General features: G+C 69.9%; 17 protein-coding genes. 5 read left to right on the forward strand and 12 right to left on the reverse strand.

Annotated elements, in window-relative coordinates; translation table 11 throughout:
* Nucleotides 1-46 precede the first annotated feature (46 nt).
* Nucleotides 47-1,246 (reverse strand): 8-amino-7-oxononanoate synthase, encoded by a 1,200-nt coding sequence (gene bioF, locus D9R12_RS13270; RefSeq protein WP_122231139.1) that lies wholly within the window; start codon nt 1,244-1,246, stop codon nt 47-49.
* A 161-nt stretch (nt 1,247-1,407) separates the two neighbouring features.
* Here bioF and D9R12_RS13275 point away from each other — a divergent pair, with 161 nt between their 5' ends.
* Entirely contained in the window at nt 1,408-2,112 is a 705-nt protein-coding gene (locus D9R12_RS13275) for a ComF family protein (RefSeq protein ID WP_122231140.1), read from the forward strand.
* A gap of 24 nt (nt 2,113-2,136) precedes the next feature.
* On the opposite strand, the gene D9R12_RS13280 is transcribed toward D9R12_RS13275, so the two are convergent.
* Complete coding sequence (locus tag D9R12_RS13280) at nt 2,137-3,543, reverse strand: short-chain fatty acid transporter (protein ID WP_122231142.1); 1,407 nt, start codon at nt 3,541-3,543, stop codon at nt 2,137-2,139.
* 224 nt (nt 3,544-3,767) lie between these two features.
* Between D9R12_RS13280 and D9R12_RS13285 the strand changes: the two genes are divergently transcribed.
* A complete protein-coding gene (locus D9R12_RS13285; protein WP_014159051.1) occupies nt 3,768-4,322 on the forward strand; it encodes an HdeD family acid-resistance protein in 555 nt (184 codons plus the stop codon).
* Between the two features lie 2 nt (nt 4,323-4,324).
* Here the strand turns inward: D9R12_RS13285 and ubiA are convergent, their stop codons facing one another.
* The 4 genes from ubiA to D9R12_RS13305 form a co-directional block, all read right to left on the reverse strand.
* Complete coding sequence (gene ubiA, locus D9R12_RS13290) at nt 4,325-5,218, reverse strand: 4-hydroxybenzoate octaprenyltransferase (RefSeq protein ID WP_122231144.1); 894 nt, start codon at nt 5,216-5,218, stop codon at nt 4,325-4,327.
* Between the two features lie 217 nt (nt 5,219-5,435).
* On the reverse strand, nt 5,436-6,296 hold the full coding sequence (locus D9R12_RS13295) for a hypothetical protein (protein WP_014159053.1): 861 nt from the start codon (nt 6,294-6,296) through the stop codon (nt 5,436-5,438).
* 10 nt (nt 6,297-6,306) lie between these two features.
* Nucleotides 6,307-8,913 carry a TonB-dependent receptor gene (locus D9R12_RS13300; protein ID WP_014159054.1) on the reverse strand — a complete coding sequence of 869 codons (2,607 nt, stop codon included), beginning with the start codon at nt 8,911-8,913 and terminating at the stop codon, nt 6,307-6,309.
* Nucleotides 8,914-9,364: 451 nt separating this feature from the next.
* Nucleotides 9,365-9,964 carry a nitroreductase family protein gene (locus D9R12_RS13305; protein WP_014159055.1) on the reverse strand — a complete coding sequence of 200 codons (600 nt, stop codon included), beginning with the start codon at nt 9,962-9,964 and terminating at the stop codon, nt 9,365-9,367.
* A gap of 284 nt (nt 9,965-10,248) precedes the next feature.
* On the opposite strand from D9R12_RS13305, the gene D9R12_RS13310 reads away from it, so the two are divergent.
* On the forward strand, nt 10,249-10,581 hold the full coding sequence (locus tag D9R12_RS13310; RefSeq protein WP_014159056.1) for a hypothetical protein: 333 nt from the start codon (nt 10,249-10,251) through the stop codon (nt 10,579-10,581).
* A gap of 224 nt (nt 10,582-10,805) precedes the next feature.
* Nucleotides 10,806-11,351 (forward strand): glutathione peroxidase, encoded by a 546-nt coding sequence (locus tag D9R12_RS13315; protein WP_122231146.1) that lies wholly within the window; start codon nt 10,806-10,808, stop codon nt 11,349-11,351.
* A gap of 69 nt (nt 11,352-11,420) precedes the next feature.
* Here the strand turns inward: D9R12_RS13315 and D9R12_RS13320 are convergent, their stop codons facing one another.
* From D9R12_RS13320 to D9R12_RS13345, 6 genes are all read right to left on the reverse strand, one after another.
* A complete protein-coding gene (locus D9R12_RS13320) occupies nt 11,421-12,425 on the reverse strand; it encodes an MlaA family lipoprotein (protein ID WP_170159260.1) in 1,005 nt (334 codons plus the stop codon).
* 65 nt (nt 12,426-12,490) lie between these two features.
* Entirely contained in the window at nt 12,491-12,793 is a 303-nt protein-coding gene (locus tag D9R12_RS13325; protein WP_014159059.1) for an STAS domain-containing protein, read from the reverse strand.
* 8 nt (nt 12,794-12,801) lie between these two features.
* Nucleotides 12,802-13,476: an MlaC/ttg2D family ABC transporter substrate-binding protein gene (locus tag D9R12_RS13330; RefSeq protein WP_014159060.1), complete on the reverse strand. Its 675-nt coding sequence runs from the start codon at nt 13,474-13,476 to the stop codon at nt 12,802-12,804.
* Nucleotides 13,473-14,018, reverse strand: a complete 546-nt coding sequence (mlaD, locus tag D9R12_RS13335; RefSeq protein ID WP_014159061.1) for an outer membrane lipid asymmetry maintenance protein MlaD — start codon at nt 14,016-14,018, stop codon at nt 13,473-13,475. Before mlaD ends, D9R12_RS13330 begins: the two co-directional genes overlap by 4 nt.
* Before the next feature lie 133 nt (nt 14,019-14,151).
* Nucleotides 14,152-14,901: an MlaE family lipid ABC transporter permease subunit gene (locus D9R12_RS13340; RefSeq protein ID WP_014159062.1), complete on the reverse strand. Its 750-nt coding sequence runs from the start codon at nt 14,899-14,901 to the stop codon at nt 14,152-14,154.
* Between the two features lie 9 nt (nt 14,902-14,910).
* Nucleotides 14,911-15,696, reverse strand: a complete 786-nt coding sequence (locus tag D9R12_RS13345) for an ABC transporter ATP-binding protein (protein ID WP_014159063.1) — start codon at nt 15,694-15,696, stop codon at nt 14,911-14,913.
* Between the two features lie 203 nt (nt 15,697-15,899).
* On the opposite strand from D9R12_RS13345, the gene recC reads away from it, so the two are divergent.
* Nucleotides 15,900-19,382 carry an exodeoxyribonuclease V subunit gamma gene (gene recC, locus D9R12_RS13350; protein WP_122231148.1) on the forward strand — a complete coding sequence of 1,161 codons (3,483 nt, stop codon included), beginning with the start codon at nt 15,900-15,902 and terminating at the stop codon, nt 19,380-19,382.
* Nucleotides 19,383-19,384 lie beyond the last annotated feature (2 nt).

A 19,384-nucleotide genomic window follows, 5' to 3' on the forward strand; every position in this document is an offset into this window, starting at 1 on the left:
CACGGCGCCGGCCTCGCCTCGACCCGGTTCCCGGTGGCGAGCTGCTTCAGGCCACGCTCACCGCCAGCGACTGCGGCGCGCGGGCACGCACCAGGGCATCGACCAGGCCGTCGACCTGTTGGGGGGAATGCAGCGCCGAGAGGGTCACCCGCAGGCGCGCCTTGCCTTCGGGCACGGTCGGCGGGCGGATCGCCGGCACCCAGTAGCCGGATTCCTCCAGCGCGGCCGACCAGGCCAGCGCCTGCGCATCGGCGCCGCACAGCACTGGCTGGATCGGGGTGTCCGAGGGCAGCAGGTCCAGCCCGGCGACGGTGGCGCGGGTGCGAAAGCGCTCGATCAGGCCGGCGAGCTTGTCGCGGCGCCAGTCGTCGCGGCGCGCCTGGCGCAGGGCCTCGCTGCTGGCCGCGGCCAGGGCCGGCGGCAGCGCGGTGGTCTGGAGGTAGGGACGCGCGGTCTCGGCCAGATGCTGGATCAGGGCGGCATCGCCGATCACCGCCGCGCCGTAGCCGCCCAGCGCCTTGCCCAGGCTGACCAGCTGCAGAGGGACTTCCTCCACGCCCAGCCGGGCCTCGGGCACGCTGCCGCGGCCGTTGGGCCCGCGCACGCCGACCCCATGTGCGTCGTCCACGTACAGCAGCGCCTGCTGGACCCGCGCCACCAGCGCCAGCGCGCGCAGCGGGGCGACATCGCCGTCCATGCCGAACACCCCGTCGGTGGCCAGCATCGCCGCACCGTCGGGCACGTTGCGCAGCTGGCGGATGGCGCCCTCGGCATCGCCGTGCGGATAGCGGCGCAGGCGGCAACCGGCCAGACGCGCGGCGTCGAGCAGGCTGGCGTGGTTGAGCCGGTCCTGCACGCAGGCGTCGCTTTCTTCGCCCAGCAGCGCCTGCTGCACGGCCAGGTTGGCCAGGAACCGGCTGCCGAACAGCAGCGCGGCCGGCGCCTGCAGCCAGTCGGCCAGTTCGTGTTCCAGTGCCGCGTGCGCGGCATGGTGGCCGCTGACCAGGGGCGAGGCGCCGGCGCCGACGCCGTCGCGCGCGGCCGCGTCCTGCAGCGCGGTGGTCACCTGGAACTGCTGGGCCAGGCCCAGGTAGTCGTTGCTGCAGCATTCCACCAGCCAGCGCCCGTCCACTTCCACCCGCACGCCGTCGCGGCGGCTGACGATGCGGCGCACCCGGACCCGGTCCTGGGCCACGCGCAATTTGCGCAGCGACGCGATGCGGTCGTGCAGATCGGGGCGGGCCATGGGACGTCCTGTGCAGTGGCGGGCTGAGCGGGCTAGCGTAATCCACGCGACATCGGTGGTGATGACCGATTGGCCGGCGCTTTGCTGCCGCGTGTCCGCAGCTACACCCGGCGGGCGGGCGCGGGTTAAAGTCGGTGCGTTTCGAACAGGGACGCGCGCGCATGGATGCCAAACGGGTCGAGCGCTGGCTGCGACAGGCCGGCCGGGTGCTGCTGGCGCCGCGCTGCCTGGTCTGCGGCGAAGCCGGCGTTCACGGCCAGGACCTGTGCGCCGCCTGTACCGCCGCCCTGCCCTGGAACCACACCGCCTGCCCGCGCTGCGCCCTGCCGCTGGCCCATGCCGCACTGTGCGGTGCCTGCCTGCAGCGGCCGCCGCCGGTCGCGGCCACCTGTGCGGTGTTCGTCTATGGATTCGCGCTGGACCGGCTGGTGCCGCGCTTCAAGTTCCACCAGGACCTGGCCGCCGGCCGGCTGCTGGCCGAACTGATGGCCCAGGGCCTGGTCCAGGCCGAACGTCCGGCTGCGCTGGTCCCGGTCCCGTTGCATCCGGCGCGCCTGCGCACCCGGGGCTACGACCAGGCGCTGGAACTGGCCCGGCCGGTCGGCCGCGCGCTCGGCCTGCCGGTCCTGTCCGAGGTGCTGCATCGCCGGCGCGACACCGCGCCCCAGTCCGAGCTGGATGCGGCGGCGCGCCGGCGCAACCTGCGTGGCGCCTTCGCCGTCTCCTCGCCCACAGCGCTGCCTGACCATGTCGCGGTGCTGGATGACGTGATGACCACTGGCGCCACCGCCCACGCCGCTGCCCGCGCCCTGTTGCGCGCCGGGGTGAAACGCGTCGACGCCTGGGTCTGCGCAAGGGCGCCTTGATGGGCGGCCGTCCCTGCAGTTGCCTCAACCTGCAGGCGCCGGCATCACCGGCGGCACGTACGCCAGGGTCAGGCCGAGCAGCCACAGCAGGCCGATCACCAGCGGGATGTGGACCAGCAGCTGGATGAAGGTGAAGCCGACGATGTCGCGCGCCTTCAGCCCCAGCACGCCCAGCAGCGGCAGCATCCAGAACGGATTGATCAGGTTCGGCAGGGCCTCGGCGGCGTTGTAGACCTGCACCGCCCAGCCCAGGTGCGCGTGCAGTTCGTTGGCCGCCTGCATCACGTACGGTGCCTCGACCAGCCACTTGCCACCGCCGGAAGGCACGAAGAACCCCAGGATCGCCGAGTACGCCCCCATCACCGCAGGAAAGCTGTCCTGGGTGGCCACCCGCACGAAAAGCTGCGACAGGTGATGGGCCAGGCTGTCGCCATCGGCACCCTTTGCGCCGGTCAGGATCATCGCGATGGCGCCGTACAGCGGAAACTGGATCAGCACCCCGGTCGTGCTGGGCACCGCGCGTGCCACGGCGTTGAGGAAGCTGCGTGGCCGCCAGTGCAGCAGCAGGCCCAGCGCCAGGAACAGGAAGTTGTAGGTGTTGAGGTTGGCGATGGCGGTGATCACCGGCTTGGCGGCGAACTCGCTCGCCAGCCAGCCAAAGGCCAGCAAGGAGAGCAGCACGGTCAGCAGCGGGCTGTATTCCAGCCACTCGCCCGGACGGGTGCGCGGTGGCAGTTCGGGCCTGGCTTCGCTGGCCACGGCTTCTTCGAATGCCTCGACCGTCCGCGCCGAGCTGCCGGTGGGCGCGGTCAGCCAGCAGATCAGCAGCGAGACCAGAATCAGCACCGCGGTGAGCACGATCGACTGCCACAGGAAGATCGTCTCGGTGAACGGCAGCACGCCGGTGATTTCCACCAGGCCCGGCGGCATCGAGGCCGGATTGGCCTGCAGCTGCGCGGCCGAGGAGCTCAGGCCCATCGCCCAGACCGCGCCCAGGCCCAGATAGGCCGCGGCGCCGGCGGCCCGGTAATCCATCTTCAGATCGCTGCGACGGGCCAGCGCGCGCACCAGCAGGCCGCCGAACACCAGCGAAAACCCCCAGCTGAGCAGCGAAGCCAGCATGCTCACCAGGGCGACATACACGATCGCCCCGCGCCCGCTGCGTGGCACCCTGGCCAGCTGATCGATCAGGCGCGCCACGATCGGCGCGGTCGCCACCGCATAGCCGCCGATGACCACGAAGGCCATCTGCATGGTGAAGGGGATCAGGCTCCAGAAGCCGCCGCCGAAGGCCTCGGCCGTGGCCTTGGGGCTGGCTCCGGCCAGCATCGCCGCGACCGCCACGATGACCACGCCCAGCACCGCGAACACATAGGCATCGGGGAACCATCGCTCCGCCCAGGCTGCCGAACGCAGCGCCGCGCGCGCCATCACCCCTTGTCGTCCCAGTCCCGGATCGCTTGCCATCGCCCTGCCCCTTCCTGCGCCAGCCTGCATTCTCGGCCGGACCTGGGTCAGCGTCTGCCCCACCTTGGTCCAAGCCGGTCGCGCCGCCCACCCTGGCGTGATCCGGGATGCGCTAGGCTCGGCCGTGCTGTCCCGCCAGGCCGCTGCTTGTGCTGCCGCACCCCTCCAGCCAATCCAAAGGAGTTCCCATGACGCCTTTCCCGCTCAATGGCCTGGGCCGCGCCTGGTGGCTGCTGGTCCTCTATGGCGTGCTGGCAGTGCTGTTCGGGGTGCTGGCGGTGGCCCGGCCCGTGGCGGCGACCGCAGGTCTGGTCTGGGCCTTCGGCATCCTGGCCATCGCCGAAGGCATTGCCACGCTGGTGGCGCTGTTCACCCGCGATACCGGCCTGTCCAAGGGCTGGACGGTGCTGTACGCGCTGGCCTCGCTGGCGTTTGGGGTGCTGGCGGTGATCGACCCGTTGTCCACCGCCGGGGCGCTGGCGATCCTGCTGGCCGCCTGGATGATGGTGGCCGGCATCTACCGGATCGTGTTCGCCGTGCGCGTGCGCCGGCTGATACGCGGGGAGTGGCTGATCGCGCTGTCCGGCGTGCTGTCGGTGGTGCTGGGCGTGCTGTTCGCCATCGCGCCGCTGGCAGGTGCGATGGTGGCCACGCTGTGGGTGGGCATCGGCGCGTTGATCTACGGCGTGATCCAGATCGTGGCCGGGGTGAAGCTGCGCAAGTTCGGGCGCACCGCGGTCTGAGCTCAGCCCAGCCACAGGTCGGCGGCGACGCCGGCGAACACCGCCGCGCCGACCCAGTTGTTGTGCAGGAACGCGCGCAAGCACGGCCCGCGCTCGCGCTTGCGGCAGAGCACGAACTCGTAGACCACCAGGCACACGCCCACACCCAGCCCGGCCCAGTAATACGTGCCCAGACCGGCCTGGCGTCCGACCAGCAGCAAGGTGGCAAAGGTCAGCGCGTACAGCAGACCCTGGATGACCAGGTCCAGGTCGCCGAACAAAATCGCAGTGGACTTGGCGCCGGCGCGGATGTCGTCTTCGCGGTCGACCATCGCATACCAGGTGTCGTAGGCGGTGGCCCACAGGATGTTGGCCGAATACAACAGCCAGGCCAGGGTCGGCACCTGGCCCTGGACCGCAGCGAAGGCCATCGGAATGCCGAAGCCGAACGCCATTCCCAGGTAGACCTGCGGCAGGTAGGTGTAGCGCTTCAGGTAGGGGTAGCTGGCGGCCAGGAACGCGGCGATCACGCTCAGGCCGATGGTCAGCCGGTTCATCGTCATCACCAGGGCCAGGGCGGCGAGCATCAGCAGCACGAACACCCACAGCGCTTCGCGCCCGCTGACCTGCCCGGTTGCCAGCGGCCGCTCCCGGGTGCGCTCGACCTTGGGGTCCAGCCAGCGGTCGGCGTAGTCGTTGATCACGCAGCCGGCCGAACGGGTCAGCCAGACCCCTGCGGTGAACACCAACAGGGTCCACCACGGCGGCACCCCGCCGGCAGCCAGCCACAGCCCCCACCAGGTCGGCCACAGCAGCAGCAACACGCCGATCGGCCTGTCGCCGCGAACCAGCTTCCAGTACAGCGCCAGCCGGCCCGGCGGCCGCACTGCCGGCACATCGAAACGTTCGTAACCCATGCGCAAAGCGTAGCAGGCGCGCGCGGTCGCCGGCTTGCGCCCGGCTGCTCAACCTCGAGCGCTGGCACCGGCAACCAACTCCGCAACGACCAGGCTCGGTTCGGGCACACGATCGGGGCCGGGCAGGGGCGTGCCGGGCTGCGCGCGCGCGAGCTGCACAAGCCAGCGGCAGAGCCATTGGCCACCGATGCGGGCCAGCCGCGTCGCAATGTTTTCTTCAGGGTGTGCCGGCCGGCACCCGCATCGACACGATCTGGCGTTCGCGGCGGCTGATCCCGTACAGCATGCCCGGTTCACTCTCGTCCCAATCGATCGCTTGCCCCTCCACCGCGATGCCGAGGGTGTCCAGGTGGTCGAGCACCGCGCCGCCTTCGCGCGGCAGCGCCAGCACGTACAGTTCCGGCCGGTCGTGTCCGGTGGCGTACAGGCGTCCATCCGGCCCCCAGCCGCCGCCGGAGATGCTCGACGGCGCGATCCGCTCCAGCACCGAAGCCGGAAACGCCCAGCTCTCGGTGCGACGCCAGGCCTCGTCCAGGCGCACCAACAGCGTGTGCCGGTGATCGCGCGGCGCCTCGCCGCCGCGCCCGTCGTAGTTGGCAAACAGCGCCCACCAGGCACCGTCCTTGCGATCGACCCAGGTCAGCGAGCCGGTGCCCAGCCCCAGCGACACGCTGCGCAGGTGGTCCAGCGTGTCAGGATCGAAGAACTCCACCGAACTCCAGTGCGGCGTGGCCGGATAATTGGAACTGGCGCAGACCAGTTCGGCGGCGATCAGCGCGCAGGAGTTGATGTGCGGGAAGCGCTGCGGGTCGCCGCGCCACTGGCCCAGACGCTCGCCGCTGTGCTTGTCGTACTTGACGATTTCGTGATTGGACACCGCGTAGAGGAACTGGGCGCCGACCGCCACGCCCTGCCGTGCCTGCGGCGCCGGATAGCGGCGCAAGGCGGTGGCGCTGCGCGCCGGCGCATCGGCCAGCGCTTGCGCCGGCCCCTGCACGGGCCCAGCAGGGGCGGCCGGGCCGGAGCCAAGAGCGGTTGCCGCGGCCAGTGCGGCGGCCAGTGCCAGTGCTGAAGGCATCGTGGTCTCCTCAGAAATGGCCGGACAGGCCGACCCAGTAGGTGCGGCCATAGTCGGCCGATTCCTGCAGATATTGCTTGCCCGGGCCGGTCACCTCGCGGCGGCCGGTGTCTGACAGGTTCTGGCCCTGCACGAACACAGTCAGACGATCGCTGAGCTGCCAGTCCACGCTGGCGTCGTAGGTGTGGCGGCCCTTCCAGTACTGGTCGGCATTGGGAATGGTGTCGTTGATGGTCTCCAGGAACCCGCCCAGGTAGTTGTGGGAGACGCGGAACTCGACCGGGCCGTACTGGTAGAACAGCGCGGCGTTGGTGATCACGTCCGGCTGCATGTACAGGCCGGTCTCGCGCAGCCCGGCGCTGGTGATGAAGGCAAACTCGGTGTCCAGGAAGGTGGCGTTGAGGTTGAAGCCCAGTCCGTCGAACGGCGCCGGCAGGAAGCTCAGGGTCTGCTGCCAGGCCACCTCCGCGCCGGTGATCTTCGCCGACTGCGCGTTCATTGGCTGCTGCACTTGGACCATTTCCACCCCGCGGCCGATGCCCAGGTCCATTTCCACGTTCGAGGTCAGGGTGAAGATCTCGTTGTCGATGCGTTTGCGGAACAGGCCCAGCGCGACCAGGCCTTCGTCGAGGTAGTACTCCAGCGACAGGTCGAAGCCCTCGCTCTCGCGCGGCTTCAGGGAGGGGTTGCCGCGGGTCAGCACGGCCACGCTGCCGTCGAAGTTGATCGACGAATTGGCGGTGATGTCGGCGAAGTCCGGGCGGCCGATGGTATTGGTCCAGGCCGCGCGCAGCACCAGGTTGTCGGTCGCGTCATAGCGCAGGTGCAGGCCCGGCAGCCAGTTGTGGTAGGAGCCCGAGTCACTGACCGGCAGATAGACGTCATCTGAAGCGCGGGTGGAATCGGTGTCCACCTCGGTGCGCTCGTAGCGCATGCCGGCAATCACGGTGAACGGGCCGCGCTTGATCGTGGCCTGGCCGTAGCCGGCGTAGACGTCCTCGCTGACCGTGAAGTCCGAGCCGATGTTGTCCAGCGCGGCGTTGAAATTGCCGATGTTGGCGTTGAGGAAGTCATTCGCGGCCCGGTAGTCGATCCGCGGCGACAAGAGGTAGCGCCCCTTGATCAGCTTGTCCGGCCCGGCCCGGCTGACGCTGTCCAGGGTCCAGTTGAACCCGCTCCTGGTGCTGTAGGTGATCCGGTCCTGGTCCAGTTCGCGGTCGGTGAAACGCGCCACCCCGCCGAACTTCAACTTGAAAAAGTTCTCCAGGCCGCCGTTGTCGTATTCCAGGTCCAGGCGCGCCTGCTGGCTCTCCTCGATGCTGTCCAACTGGGTATCGCGGTACTGCTGGAACCTGTAGTTGGCCGGGTCGCGCGCGGCGGCCTGGTCATAGGGGGTGAAGATCGGATAGAAGTCCGAGGTGTCGTAGCTGAAACCGAAGTCCCTGGCACGCGTGCCGGTGGGGGTGCGGAATTCGATCGCGGTCGTGGTCTGGTCCAGTTCGGCGCGCGAATAGATCACATCGCCGCTGACCTTCAGCCGCTCGGCGGCCGTCCACTCCACCGCGCTGCGGCCCAGCCAGATGCTGCGCTCGGTGTCGGGCAGGTTCAACTGGATGAACTGCCGGCCGCTGGCGAAATCGCCGCTGGTGGCGGTCTGGTTGGCGACGTTGCCGATCGGCTCCAGCCGGTTTTCGATGCGTTCCTCGTCGTCTTCCATGGTGTTGTAGGCGGCCGAGGTGTCCCACCTGAAGTCCGGGTTTGGACGCCATTCCAGCTTGGCATTGAGGCCGCTGCGGTTCTTGGTGTTGTTGTACCAGAACAGCCGGCGCTGGGTCGGCACCTGGATGCCATTGCCGAGCGCACTGCCCGAATCCACCGGGGCGCCGGCGGCGGTGTATTCGCGCACCGACGGGCTGGCCGATTCGACCTGCGGGATGTCGTAATCGAGCTGTTCGTCCGAGGCACTGACCACGATGCCGAACTGGTCGTCGGCGCCAAACAGCCGGCCGGCGGCGAAATTGACCCGGTACGGCTGCTTGTCGTTGCGCACATCGCCATGCTGTTCGGCAAAGCCCAGCGAGCCGGTCGCATCCAGGAACGGCTGGCCGGTGGAAAACGCGCTGCGGGTGACGATGTTGATGATGCCGCCGATGGCGTTGGCGTCTTGATCGGGGGTGACGGTCTTGATGACTTCGATCCGGTCGGCCATCACCGAGGGCACGATGTCCAGTGGCACGTTGCGACCCTCCTCGGACACCGAGGACACCAGCGCGCCGTCGATCGTGGTCCGGTTGTAGGTGGAGGTGAGGCCGCGGATGATCGGTTCGCGCGGCTCGCCCTGGTCTTCCCATACCGCCACGCCGGGGACCCGCTGCAATGCTGCGGCGGTATTGTGGTCGGGCAGCTTGCCGATGTCGTCCGAGGCCACCACGTCGCTGACTGCGAAGGTCTCGCGCTTGGTCTGGATCGCTTCCCGCTGCGCCTGGCGCTGGCCGGTGACGATCACCGTGTCGAGCTCGGTGGGCGTGCTGGCGGGTTCTTCCTGCATTTGCTGGCCGGCAGTGGACTGCTGGGCCATCGCTTCGGGCAGGGCCAGGCTTCCGGCAGCAAGCAGCATCGCCAGGCTTCGGGCGTGTAGGGGGGAGGGGGCCATTGGAAGCTTTCCGCTGCGTGGGGTACGGCGACCTTAGGTTTCGCCGGTGACGCGTCCATGACCGATTGATCAGCCACGCGGCCGGCCACGACCCGATGGCTCAGCCAGCCCGCTGCGCCCCCTGCGTCATCCACGGCGATGCCGGCGAGGGCCGCCGCCCCAGCCAGGACCAGCGGCCGAGGCGCGCCTGCCGCCAGCCGGCACCAGCGCGAACAGGGGCAGGGGCGTGCAGATGCCCTTGGCGACCAGAGCCGGTACGCGCTGTCGCCACTGCAATCACAGCGCGGGGACTAACACCGGGATGAGCGCAGTCGCAATGTCCACGCTCGACCAGAACTCCGCACAGCACTCTGAGCCGGCCGCGCAGGCCGGGCGATCGGACCGTGGGCGCCGGGCAGGGCCTGGCGCAAGGGCTTCAGGCGAAGACGCGGAAGCGCTCGGCGTCGTCGATGAACGTCTTTTCGCCGAACGGTGCTTGGTTGGAACCGAACGGCATCTGCGCGCGCAGCTTCCAGCTGGCCGGCAGGTTCCATTTGGCGGCGGCGGCGGCATCCGGCAACGGGTTGTAATGCTGCAGGCTGGCGCCGATGCCGACCGTGGCCAGCGCGGTCCACACCGCCAGCTGGGCCATGCCGCTGGCCTGCTCGGACCACACCGGGAAGTGCTCGGCGTACAGGGCGAACTGCTCCTGCAGGCCCTTGACCACGGCCTGGTCTTCGTAGAACAGGATGGTGCCGGCACCGGCGGCGAAGCTGTGCAACTTCTGCTCGGTGGCGACAAAGGCCTCGGCCGGCACGATCGGGCGCAGTGCCTCGGCGGTCAGGCCCCAGAAGGTGTCGCTCTGTTCGCCGAACAGGATCACCGCGCGCGCGCTCTGCGAATTGAACGCCGACGGCGCGTGCTTGATGGCCTCCTGGATCAGGGCGGTCACCTGGTCCTGCGGCAGCGGCAGGGTCTTGCCGAGAGAATACTGGGAGCGACGGGTCTTGAGGGCGGCAATGAAGGCGTTGGTCATGTGGGGTGGGTGTGGTGGGGAAGCGACAAGCCTAGGGACACGGCCGCAGTGCGACCAGATTGCTGCGCGAGACAATCCATTTCCGCAGGGTGGCGGTGACGGCCGCGGGCGAGCGGCGGGTCCGGTGTCCTCCGCGCCGGCGGCAAAAAGGCAGTGGTCGGCAGGCGGCCAACAGCCGGCGCCTGCACGGCCTGCGGGCGGTCATGTTTCGTTCGGTTTGCCTACACCCGTCGTGAACGATCCAGGGACCACCATGCCGCCACTTTCAGTACCCGTGGCATCGCATGAACGCAGTCAATCGGTCGCTGGCGCAGGCCGCATCGGATGTGGAAACCCGCATTTTCCGCCGTGGCGTCAGTGACCAGGAGGTCCACCAGGCCGTCGAGCTGATCCGCGAATACGTCTCCACGCAGGTGCGCAGCAGCGGCAGCGAGAGCGACTGGTGGACCGCCTTTGCCGAGGTCTACGACGACCTGTCTCGCAACTTCACCCCGCAGCAGACCGCAGCCTTCGAGATCGCCACCGACACCATCCTGGTGGGCTTCGGCTGCCCCCGCTGGAGCATGGCCCGCGAAGAGCTGCTCCCCGGACCGAAGCGGCGCCCCGGGCCGCGTTGACTTGCCGTCCCAGCGCCGCCGGTGTCGGCTGCTGATCCAATCCTGCACGGCCGGCTGCGCAACCTGCCCCGGCATGATGGCCGGTGCGGCCCACCTGGGCGCTTGCCGGCCCATGTGGATCAGCGGCGCTGCCAGCAGACCCAGACGCGGCCATAACACGGCGCCCATCGCCACCCGTTTAGACTGCCTGGCCACTTCATTCTCCCACCTGCCGCAGGCCCGCCATGACGACTCTGTACGACATCCCGCTGAAGACCATCCAGGACCAGCCCACCACCCTGGCCGACTACCGCGGCAAGGTCCTGCTGGTGGTCAACGTGGCCTCCAAGTGCGGCCTGACCCCCCAGTACGAAGGGCTGGAGGCGCTGTACCGGGCCAAGCACGATGCGGGCCTGGAAGTGCTGGGTTTTCCGGCCAACAACTTCATGGAGCAGGAGCCGGGCAGCAACGCCGAGATCGCCAGCTTCTGCAGCGCCAATTTCGACGTGACCTTCCCGCTGTTTTCGAAGATCTCGGTGGCCGGCAATGCCGTGCATCCGCTGTACCAGGCGCTGGTCGACGCCCAGCCGGTGGCCACCGGCGAAGGCCCGCTGCGCGAAAAGCTCAAGTCCATGGACATCAAGGTCAACCCGGCGCCGGGGGTGACCTGGAACTTCGAGAAGTTCCTGATTGGCCGCGATGGTCGGGTGCTGGCGCGCTTCGCCCCGGACGTGGCGCCGGACGATCCGCGTCTGCTCCAGGCGGTGGACGCGGCGCTGGCCGCGGGCTGATTCGGTCATGAACAAGGCCGCCTCTCCAGGCGGCCTTGTTGCTTGCAGCATCCGCGGCCGGGGCCGGTTTCAGCCGCCGCCCGGGAACACGCTGGGAATGGCGTCCATCGGCACGGTCGGGTTGTCGTCTTCCTCGCGCAGATAGGGCGGCAGGTCGTCGTCGGACTTGCCCTTGCGCCGGTTGCGCTCGCCTTCGTCACCGATCTGGTAGTTGCGGCGCTGCAGCCAGCCGTCGCGGAACAGCGCGTACTCGTCCAGCGCACCTTCGCGCAGCGAATCGAGCGACATCAGCTGGGTGCGCACATCGACCAGCCGCAGGCCCTGCAGGAAGACGCGCGCCTTGTCGTCCTCGATACGCTGTACCGGCGACAGCGGTGCGTCGCCAACCAGGCCGAAGGTATCGCGCACGGTGCGCGGCCCGAACAGCGGCAGCTCCAGATAGCGCGAGCGCTTCCAGCCCCACACGCCCAGGGTCTGGCCAAAGTCCTCCCGGGTGTTGGGGACCTGGTCGTGGCTGGCCACGTCGAACACGCCGGCTACGCCGACGGTGGTGTTGATCAGGAAGCGGCCCAGGGCATCCCAGGCTTCGCCCGGCTTGGCCTGCAGCAGGCTGTTGACCACCGTCAGCGGCTGGCCGAGGTTGCCGAAGAAGTTGTGCACGCCATTGCGCACCGGGCGCGGCACCACGTTGACATAGGTGGTGGCAAGCGGCTTGGCGACATAGCGATCGATGCCGTTGTTGAACCTGTGGACCTTGCGGTTCCACTTTTCCCACGGGTCGTAGCTGGGCGGCGCGCCGGCGGCCGGCGGTGGCAGGGTGGGATCGGCGACCGGGTCGTACGGCGAAGTGCCGTAGATGGTGCTGAAGTCGTTCTCCGCGCTGGTCGGCGGTGGCCCGTCGCTGGCCGCGCGGGGGGCGGCCTGCGGCTCGGCCGCAGGTGCCTGCACAGGCGGCGGCGCCTGGGCCGGTGCAGCCACGGAGGACGCCGGCGGGGCGGAGGCGGCCGGCTTGTTGGAGGCACAGGAGGCGACCAGCGCGCTCAGCAGCAAGGGAAGGAGGTGCAGCGGTTTCATTTTCCAGATCCCTCTATGGGAAGCCCGCACGCGATGTGGCGTGCACACGGTGCCGGTCAGGCCGGCTATGACGCCGGCACATAGTCCAGCGTGGGGGTCAGACGGTAGGCGGCGCACAGTTCGGCCAGACCGGCAGGGGCGCCCTCGATCGCCACGGCGCCCATGCCGGCCGCACGCAGCCGCGCGGCAGTGGCCACCAGCAGGGCCAGGCCGGCACTGTCCACGCGCGGCACATCGGTCAGGACAAGCCGCTGCGCGCCATCCAGGGCGCGCAGCGTGGCCGGCCACAAGTGCTGCGCCGCGGCCCGGTCCAGCTCACCGGCGAACACCAGGGCAGGGCCGTTGCGTTGGACCGAAGCCGGGCGCATGGCGGCACTCAACGCTGGTTGCCGGCGGCATCGGCGCTGGCGGCCTGCAGGCGGCCGGCGCGCAGGTCGGCGGCCACCTGCCGGATCGATTTCTGCCGCAACGGCGCGTCGAACTGGTTCTTGAAGGTCTGTACGTAGGAGACGCCCTCGATCATCACATCGAAGGCCTTCCACTGGCCGTTGACGTTGCGCAGCAGGTACTCCACCGGCACCGGGTCGCCGCTCTCGCGCAGCATCTCGGTGGACACGCGCACGCCACGGTTGCCGGGCAACGGGCTCTCGGACTTGATGCGCACGCGCAGGCGCTGGTTGAAGTCCAGCAGCGATTGACCATAGCGGGCGGTCAGGTTGTCGGCCAGCGCACTGGCGAAGTCGGCGATCTCGGCCTCCGAGGCGCCGCGGCCGTGCAGGCCCAGCACCAGGCGCGCGGCATAGTTGCCGTCAAAGCTGGTGTTGAACTCGTCCTTGATGAAGGCTTTCAGCGCAGCCGGGTTGGATTTGAACTCGGCCCGGCGCTGTTCCAGGGTGGACAGCACGCGGGTGCTGCTGCGCAGCACCAGGGCACTGGCCGAGCCCTGCGCGGGTGCGGCAGCAGTGCTGGCCTGGGCCTGGGCCAGGCCCACGGCAGGTGTCGAGGCGGCCAGGGCAGCGGCCAGGACCAGGGTGAACATGGAACGCTTCATGGAGTCTCTCCGTTGGGGGCGGCCGGCGCCGGCGCGTCGGGCGCGTCCGGGGCGGCTGCCGAATCGTCACCGGCGGGTTTGCCGCCGCCGCTGAACATGTACTTGCCCACCAGCTGCAGCAGGTCTACCGCCGGTTGGGTGAAGGCGATCTCCTCGCCGGGCTTGAGGGTCTCGGGGTCGCCACCAGGCGACAGGCCGATGTAGTTCTCGCCCAGCAGGCCACTGGTGAAGATGCCGGCGGAGGTGTCGGCCGGCAGATCCTGGTACTTGCCATCGATACGCAGGGTGACGACCGAGTCGAACCGCTGGGGATCCAGGCTGATGTCGCTGACCTGGCCGATCACCACCCCGCCGATCTTGACCGGCGCCTGTACCCGCAGCTGGCCCAGGTTGGTGAAGCGCGCCTTGAGTTCGTAATGGTCGCCGCCGCCGAAGCCGAAGGAACGGTTGGTCGAGGCCAGCGCCAGCACCAGCAGCGAGGCCAGGGCCAGCAGCAGGAAGGCGCCGACGGCAAATTCGAGTCGTGGTCCGCGTGCGGCCATGGTTATTCCACCTGTGTACTGAAAAAGGCCACGCCCTGGATCGAAGCCGGCGTTTGGTTGCATCCCCGCACAGCAAGGTGCGGGCCCCTGCCCGGGATCGGCATGAACACCTGCGGGTTCCGAGCGACGGGCATCATTGAAACAGCAGCGCGGAAAGGACGAAGTTCAGCATCAGCACCAGCAGCGAGCCATTGACCACCGCCCGGGTGGTCGCCACCGAGGTGCCTTCGATCGTGGGCTCGGCATTGAAGCCGACATACGAGGCGACCAGGGCGGCCACCGCGCCGAACACGGCCGATTTCAGCAGGGCCACGCCGAAGTCCTCCCACAGGTCCACGCTGTCCTGCAGCGAGGACCAGAAGGTGCCGTTGTCCAGGCCCAGCACCTTGACCGCCTCGAACCAGCTGGCGCTGATGGCCAGTGAGCAGAACAGGCCGGTCAGCAGCGGCACGGTCACCACCGCGGCCCAGAAGCGCGGCGCCACTGCCTTGGCAATCGGATCGATGGCCATCAGTTCCAGCGCCTTGATCTGATCGGTGGCCCGCATCAGGCCCAGCTCGGCGGCGATGGAGCTGCCGGCACGACCGATGAACAGCAGCCCGGTCAGGACCGGGCCCAGTTCGCGGTACAGCGACAGGCCCAGCAGCGTGGACAGCGCGTCGGAGGCGCCGAAGGTCACCAGCGTGCGGTAGCTCTGCAGGGTCAGCACCAGGCCCACGAACGCCCCGCCCACGGCGATGATCGGCATCGAACGTGCACCGATCTTGTAGATCTCGCGGACCAGCTCGGCGCCGAAGTCGCGGTTGGGCACCGACGCGCGCAGCACCGCGAGCGAAAACAGCCCGGCGGCGCCCAGCGAACGGATCGACGCGGCAAAGGCCATGGACATGCCCTATGCCGCCCGCGCCGAAGCGGCGCTGTCGAAGGGGATCGGACCATCGGGCGTGCCGCGCAGGAACTGGCGCAACAGCGGGTCCTCGCTGGCCTCCAGCTGTGCCGGGGTGCCGGAGAAGACCAGCCCGCCATTGGCGATCACCAGCGCCTGGTCGCAGACCGGCAGGGTTTCATGCACGTGGTGGCTGACGATGATGCTGGTCAGCCCCAGCGAGTCGTTGAGCCGGCGGATCAAGGACATGATCACGCCCGAGGCAATCGGGTCCAGCCCGGTCAGCGGCTCGTCGTAGAGCATCAGCGGCGGGTCCAGGGCCAGCGCCCGGGCCAGGGCCACGCGCCGGGCCATGCCGCCGGACAGCTCGCGCGGATACAGGTCTTCGGCTGTGCGCAGGCCGACCGCATTGAGCTTCAGGTCGACCAGCTGGTCGATCAGGGCGTCGGGCAGGCGGGTGTGGGCGCGCAGCGGCAGGGCGATGTTTTCGGCCACGGTCAGGTCGGTCAGCAGGCCGTTGCCCTGCAGCAGCACGCCGATGTTCTTGCGCAGCTCGCGCAGCGGCCGGGTGGCGCGCGGGACCGGCTGGCCGAACAGTTCCACCGTCCCGGCCGCCGGGACCAGCTCGCCGGTCAGCGCCGCCAGCAGGGTGGACTTGCCGCTGCCCGACGGACCCAGCACGGCGGTGACGCTGCCGTGCGGCGCGGTCAGCGTCACATCGCGCAGAATGACGCGGCCACCACGCTCCAGGCGCAGGTCGGCAAGGCGAATGGTCGGTGTCGTGGAGGTCATCGGCAGCTGTGGGTGGCCTGGTCGGTCGGGATCGGCGCGCGTGCCGTAGGCAAAACGACGTGACAGCTTCGTCGTGCCGCCCTGAATAAAACCGCACTGGTCAGTACGCTTATTGTGCCAGATCGGACCGGCCCGCCGTGATGGCCCGGAGGTCATGGTTCTCAGGACGCGCTGTTGCGCAGGTCTCGCCGCCTGCGACGCGCATGTCGCATCATGCGCCGATGCAGGACGCGCGCCCGGATTTCCGCCTTTATCCCGCCAATTCGCTCGAGGTGCTGGCCGGCCTGCTGGCGGCCGAACTGCGCCAGCCGGTGCCGGGCCAATCGCTCCTGGCGCCGGAGGTGGTGCTGATCCCGCAGGTGGCGATGCGCCGCTGGCTGCAGGCCACCCTGGCCGCCGCCCATGGGGTGGCCGCCAACCTGTTGTTCCTGACCCCCGGCGAATTCGTCGCCGGCGCGCTGCAAGCCAATCTGGGCCCTGCCCATGACGAACTGGACGCGGCCAGCCTGCACTGGCGCCTGTATGCGGCGCTGACCGACCCGGCCGTGCTGGCCCAGCCGGCGCTGGCCGCGCTGCGCGCGTACCTGTGCGGCGACGATGCGCTCAAACCCTGGGCGCTGGCCGGGGAACTGGCCGGGGTGTTCGAGAAATACCAGGCCTGGCGCCGCGACTGGCTGCTGCGCTGGGAGGCCGGCGCCGATCCGCACGATCCGCAGGCGCTGCTGTGGCGGCAGGTGGCCGGCGGCCAGGGCCACCGCGCGCGGCGCATCCAGGCGTACCTGGAGCGCTTCGGTGGCGACACGGCCGCCTTGCCGGTGGGCCTGCCCAGGCGGGTGTTCGCCTTCGCCACGCTCAACATCTCGCCGGACGTGCTGCGGGTGCTGGCGACCCAGGCGCGGGTGGGCACCCTGCACTTCTACCTGCCCACCCCGGCACAGGGCTACTGGGGCGACCTGCAGGCGCTGGCGCCGCACCGGCGCGCGCGCGGCGATGACCGCGCAGAGCCGGACCTGTTCGACGGCCACACCGGCGAAAACCCGCTGCTGCAGGCCTGGGGCGCGGCCGGGCGCGACTTCATGGCGATGCTCGGTGGCTACGAAGTGGTCCATCCGCGCGCCGAGATCGAGGTCTACGCCGACCCGATCGCCTCCGGCCAGCGCCCGCTGGCCCAGGGCGGCCTGGGTGACAGCCTGCTGCGGCGGATGCAGAGCGACCTGTTCCGGCGCGTGCGACCGGCCGTGCCGGCGCCGCTGCCGGCGCTGGACCGCACCGATCCCAGCCTGCAGATCCATGCCAGCCACACCCGCCTGCGCGAGCTGCAGGTGCTGCACGACCAGCTGCGCGGCCTGCTCGAGGACCCGCGCTTCGATCCGCCGCTGCAGCCGCGCCAGATCGCGGTGCTGGCGCCGGACATCGACCCCTACGTGCCGTATCTGGAAGCGGTGTTCGGCGGATCAAAACCGGGGTCAGAGTCGGCAAAACCGGGGTCAGAGTCGAGTTTCGTGCAGAAACTCGACTCTGACCCCGGTTTTGACCCCGGTTTTGCACGCATTGGCTACGCCCTGGCCGACACCAGTCCGCTGGCCGGCGAGCCGCTGGCCGAGGTGTTCGTGCGCCTGCTTGGCCTGCCGGTCTCGCGCTTCGGCCTGAACGAAACCCTGGACCTGCTGGCCAGCCCGCCGCTGGCCGAAGCCGCCGGACTGGATGCGGCCAGCTTCGAGCGCCTGCATGGCTGGCTGCAGGCCGCCGGTGCGCGCTGGGGCCTGGACGCCGAGCATCGCGCCCGGCACGCCGCCCCGCGCGATGACGCCTACACCTGGCAATTCGCGCTGGATCGGTTGCTGCTGGGCCATGCCAGCGGCAGCGAGCAGGACATCGCCGGGCTGGCCCCGTGGCCGGCGCTGGAAGGCAGCGCGCTGTCGGCGCTGGATGCGCTGATCCGGCTGCTGCGGGTGCTGTCGCGGGCGCAGCAGGCGCTGGGCGAGGCGATGCCGCCGCAGGCCTGGCGCGAACGCCTGCTCGGCCTGCTCGATGCGCTGCTGCCGCAACCGCCCTCGGCGCCGGGCACGCAGCGCGCATTGGACCGCCTGCGCAAGCTGATCGACGCCTTCGCCAGCGCCGCCCAGCGCGCCGGCTTCGATGCGCCGCTGCCGGCCGAGGTGGTGCGTGCGCATTTTGCCGGCGTGCTGGCCGAGGCCGACACCCGCGCGCCGCTGCTCACCGGCGGGGTCAGCATTGGCCGCATGGTGCCGATGCGGCTGCTGCCATTCCGGGTGATCTGCCTGCTGGGGATGAACGACGGCGACTTTCCGCGCCGCGATCCGGCCGCCGGGCTCAACCGGCTCACCGCCCAGCTGGGCACCGACCAGCGCCGCTACGGCGACCGCTCCACGCGCGAGGACGACCGCTTCCTGTTCCTGCAGCTGTTCGCCTCGGCGCAGGACGTGTTCTACGTCAGCTACCTGGGCGCCGACCCGCGCGATGGCAGCGTGCGCGAGCCGTCGGTGCTGGTCAGCGAGCTGATCGCCGCGGCGGCGGACTATCACGCCGATCCGGGACAGGCCGCCGCGGCGATGACCGTGCGCCATGCGCTGCAGCCGTTCGCGCCGGCCGCGTTCGGCGCCGATGGCGACCCGCGCCAGTTCAGCTACCGCGGCCAGTGGCAGCCGGGCGCCGGGCGCCTGGGCGGCAGGCGGGCAGGGCTGGGGCCGTGGTGCGATGCGGCGCTGCCTTCAGGCGATGCGCTGGAAACGCGGGTCTCGATCGACGCGCTCAAGCGCTTGCTGATCGCGCCGGCCGAACAGTTCCTGAGCCAGCGCCTGGGCCTGCGCCTGGCCGAGCAGATCGAAACCAGTGAGGATGTCGAGCCGCTGCTGATGCCCGGCGCCGGGCTGGAGAAACATGCGCTGCAGCAGGCCGTCTTTGCGGCCCTGCTGGAGGACCGGCAAGCCGGCCTGGCCGCGCGCCTGCGCGCCCGCGCGCTGCTGCCCTCCGGCGCCCTGGGCCGACGTGCGCTGGAAGGCCTGCTGGAACAGACCCGGCCCTACGCGCAGGCATTCAGGCACTGGCGTGGCACCGCCCAGCCCGAGGCGCGCCTGCTGGAAGTGGACCTGGATGGCCTGGTCCTGCATGGCCGGCTCGGCGAGCTGTATGCGCATGGTCTGGCGCGCACGCGCCTGGGCCCGGTGAGCGGCGTCAGCGCGATCCGCGATGGCCTGGACTGGCTGCTGGCCAGCGCCGCCGGGTTGCCGCAGCCGCTGGTGCAGTTCGACGATCGTGGCGATGCAGGCGCAGGTCCGTTCCTGCGCGAGCCGCTCGATGCCGCGCAGGCGCGCCTGGTGCTGCGCATGCTGCTGCAGTTGCGCGCCGATGGCCTGCAGTCGCCGCTGCCGTTCGCCCCCTACAGCGGCTGGGAGTACTTCAACGCCCAGACCGCCGAACAGGCCCTCAGACGTGCTGCCGGCAAATGGCGCGGCGGCGAGCGCCAGTGGGCCGAGGGCAGTGCCAACAGCTACCAGCTCGCCCTGCGCGGCCGCGATCCGTTTGCCGATCCCCGCACCCTGCAGCAGTTCGCCCACCTCAGCTTCACCATCTACCAGGCGGTGACGCGCGGGGTGATCCATGAAGGATTCGACGATGGCCGCAGCTTTGTCGCCGAAGCCGATGAAGCACAGGAGGACGCATGAGC

Source organism: Pseudoxanthomonas spadix (assembly GCF_003703395.1).
Lineage (GTDB): Bacteria > Pseudomonadota > Gammaproteobacteria > Xanthomonadales > Xanthomonadaceae > Pseudoxanthomonas_A > Pseudoxanthomonas_A spadix.

Bases quoted from the DNA above. Each gene is read 5' to 3' on its own strand.
- D9R12_RS13295 (WP_014159053.1), bottom strand. From the start codon at position 6,296: ATGCCTTCAGCACTGGCACTGGCCGCCGCACTGGCCGCGGCAACCGCT.
- D9R12_RS13285 (WP_014159051.1), top strand. From the start codon at position 3,768: ATGACGCCTTTCCCGCTCAATGGCCTGGGCCGCGCCTGGTGGCTGCTG.
- D9R12_RS13310 (WP_014159056.1), top strand. From the start codon at position 10,249: ATGAACGCAGTCAATCGGTCGCTGGCGCAGGCCGCATCGGATGTGGAA.
- D9R12_RS13300 (WP_014159054.1), bottom strand. From the start codon at position 8,913: ATGCTGCTTGCTGCCGGAAGCCTGGCCCTGCCCGAAGCGATGGCCCAG.
- mlaD (WP_014159061.1), bottom strand. From the start codon at position 14,018: ATGGCCGCACGCGGACCACGACTCGAATTTGCCGTCGGCGCCTTCCTG.
- D9R12_RS13345 (WP_014159063.1), bottom strand. From the start codon at position 15,696: ATGACCTCCACGACACCGACCATTCGCCTTGCCGACCTGCGCCTGGAG.
- D9R12_RS13280 (WP_122231142.1), bottom strand. From the start codon at position 3,543: ATGGCGCGCGCGGCGCTGCGTTCGGCAGCCTGGGCGGAGCGATGGTTC.
- D9R12_RS13325 (WP_014159059.1), bottom strand. From the start codon at position 12,793: ATGCGCCCGGCTTCGGTCCAACGCAACGGCCCTGCCCTGGTGTTCGCC.
- D9R12_RS13330 (WP_014159060.1), bottom strand. From the start codon at position 13,476: ATGAAGCGTTCCATGTTCACCCTGGTCCTGGCCGCTGCCCTGGCCGCC.
- D9R12_RS13340 (WP_014159062.1), bottom strand. From the start codon at position 14,901: ATGGCCTTTGCCGCGTCGATCCGTTCGCTGGGCGCCGCCGGGCTGTTT.
- recC (WP_122231148.1), top strand. From the start codon at position 15,900: ATGTCGCATCATGCGCCGATGCAGGACGCGCGCCCGGATTTCCGCCTT.
- D9R12_RS13275 (WP_122231140.1), top strand. From the start codon at position 1,408: ATGGATGCCAAACGGGTCGAGCGCTGGCTGCGACAGGCCGGCCGGGTG.
- ubiA (WP_122231144.1), bottom strand. From the start codon at position 5,218: ATGGGTTACGAACGTTTCGATGTGCCGGCAGTGCGGCCGCCGGGCCGG.
- D9R12_RS13305 (WP_014159055.1), bottom strand. From the start codon at position 9,964: ATGACCAACGCCTTCATTGCCGCCCTCAAGACCCGTCGCTCCCAGTAT.
- D9R12_RS13320 (WP_170159260.1), bottom strand. From the start codon at position 12,425: ATGAAACCGCTGCACCTCCTTCCCTTGCTGCTGAGCGCGCTGGTCGCC.
- bioF (WP_122231139.1), bottom strand. From the start codon at position 1,246: ATGGCCCGCCCCGATCTGCACGACCGCATCGCGTCGCTGCGCAAATTG.
- D9R12_RS13315 (WP_122231146.1), top strand. From the start codon at position 10,806: ATGACGACTCTGTACGACATCCCGCTGAAGACCATCCAGGACCAGCCC.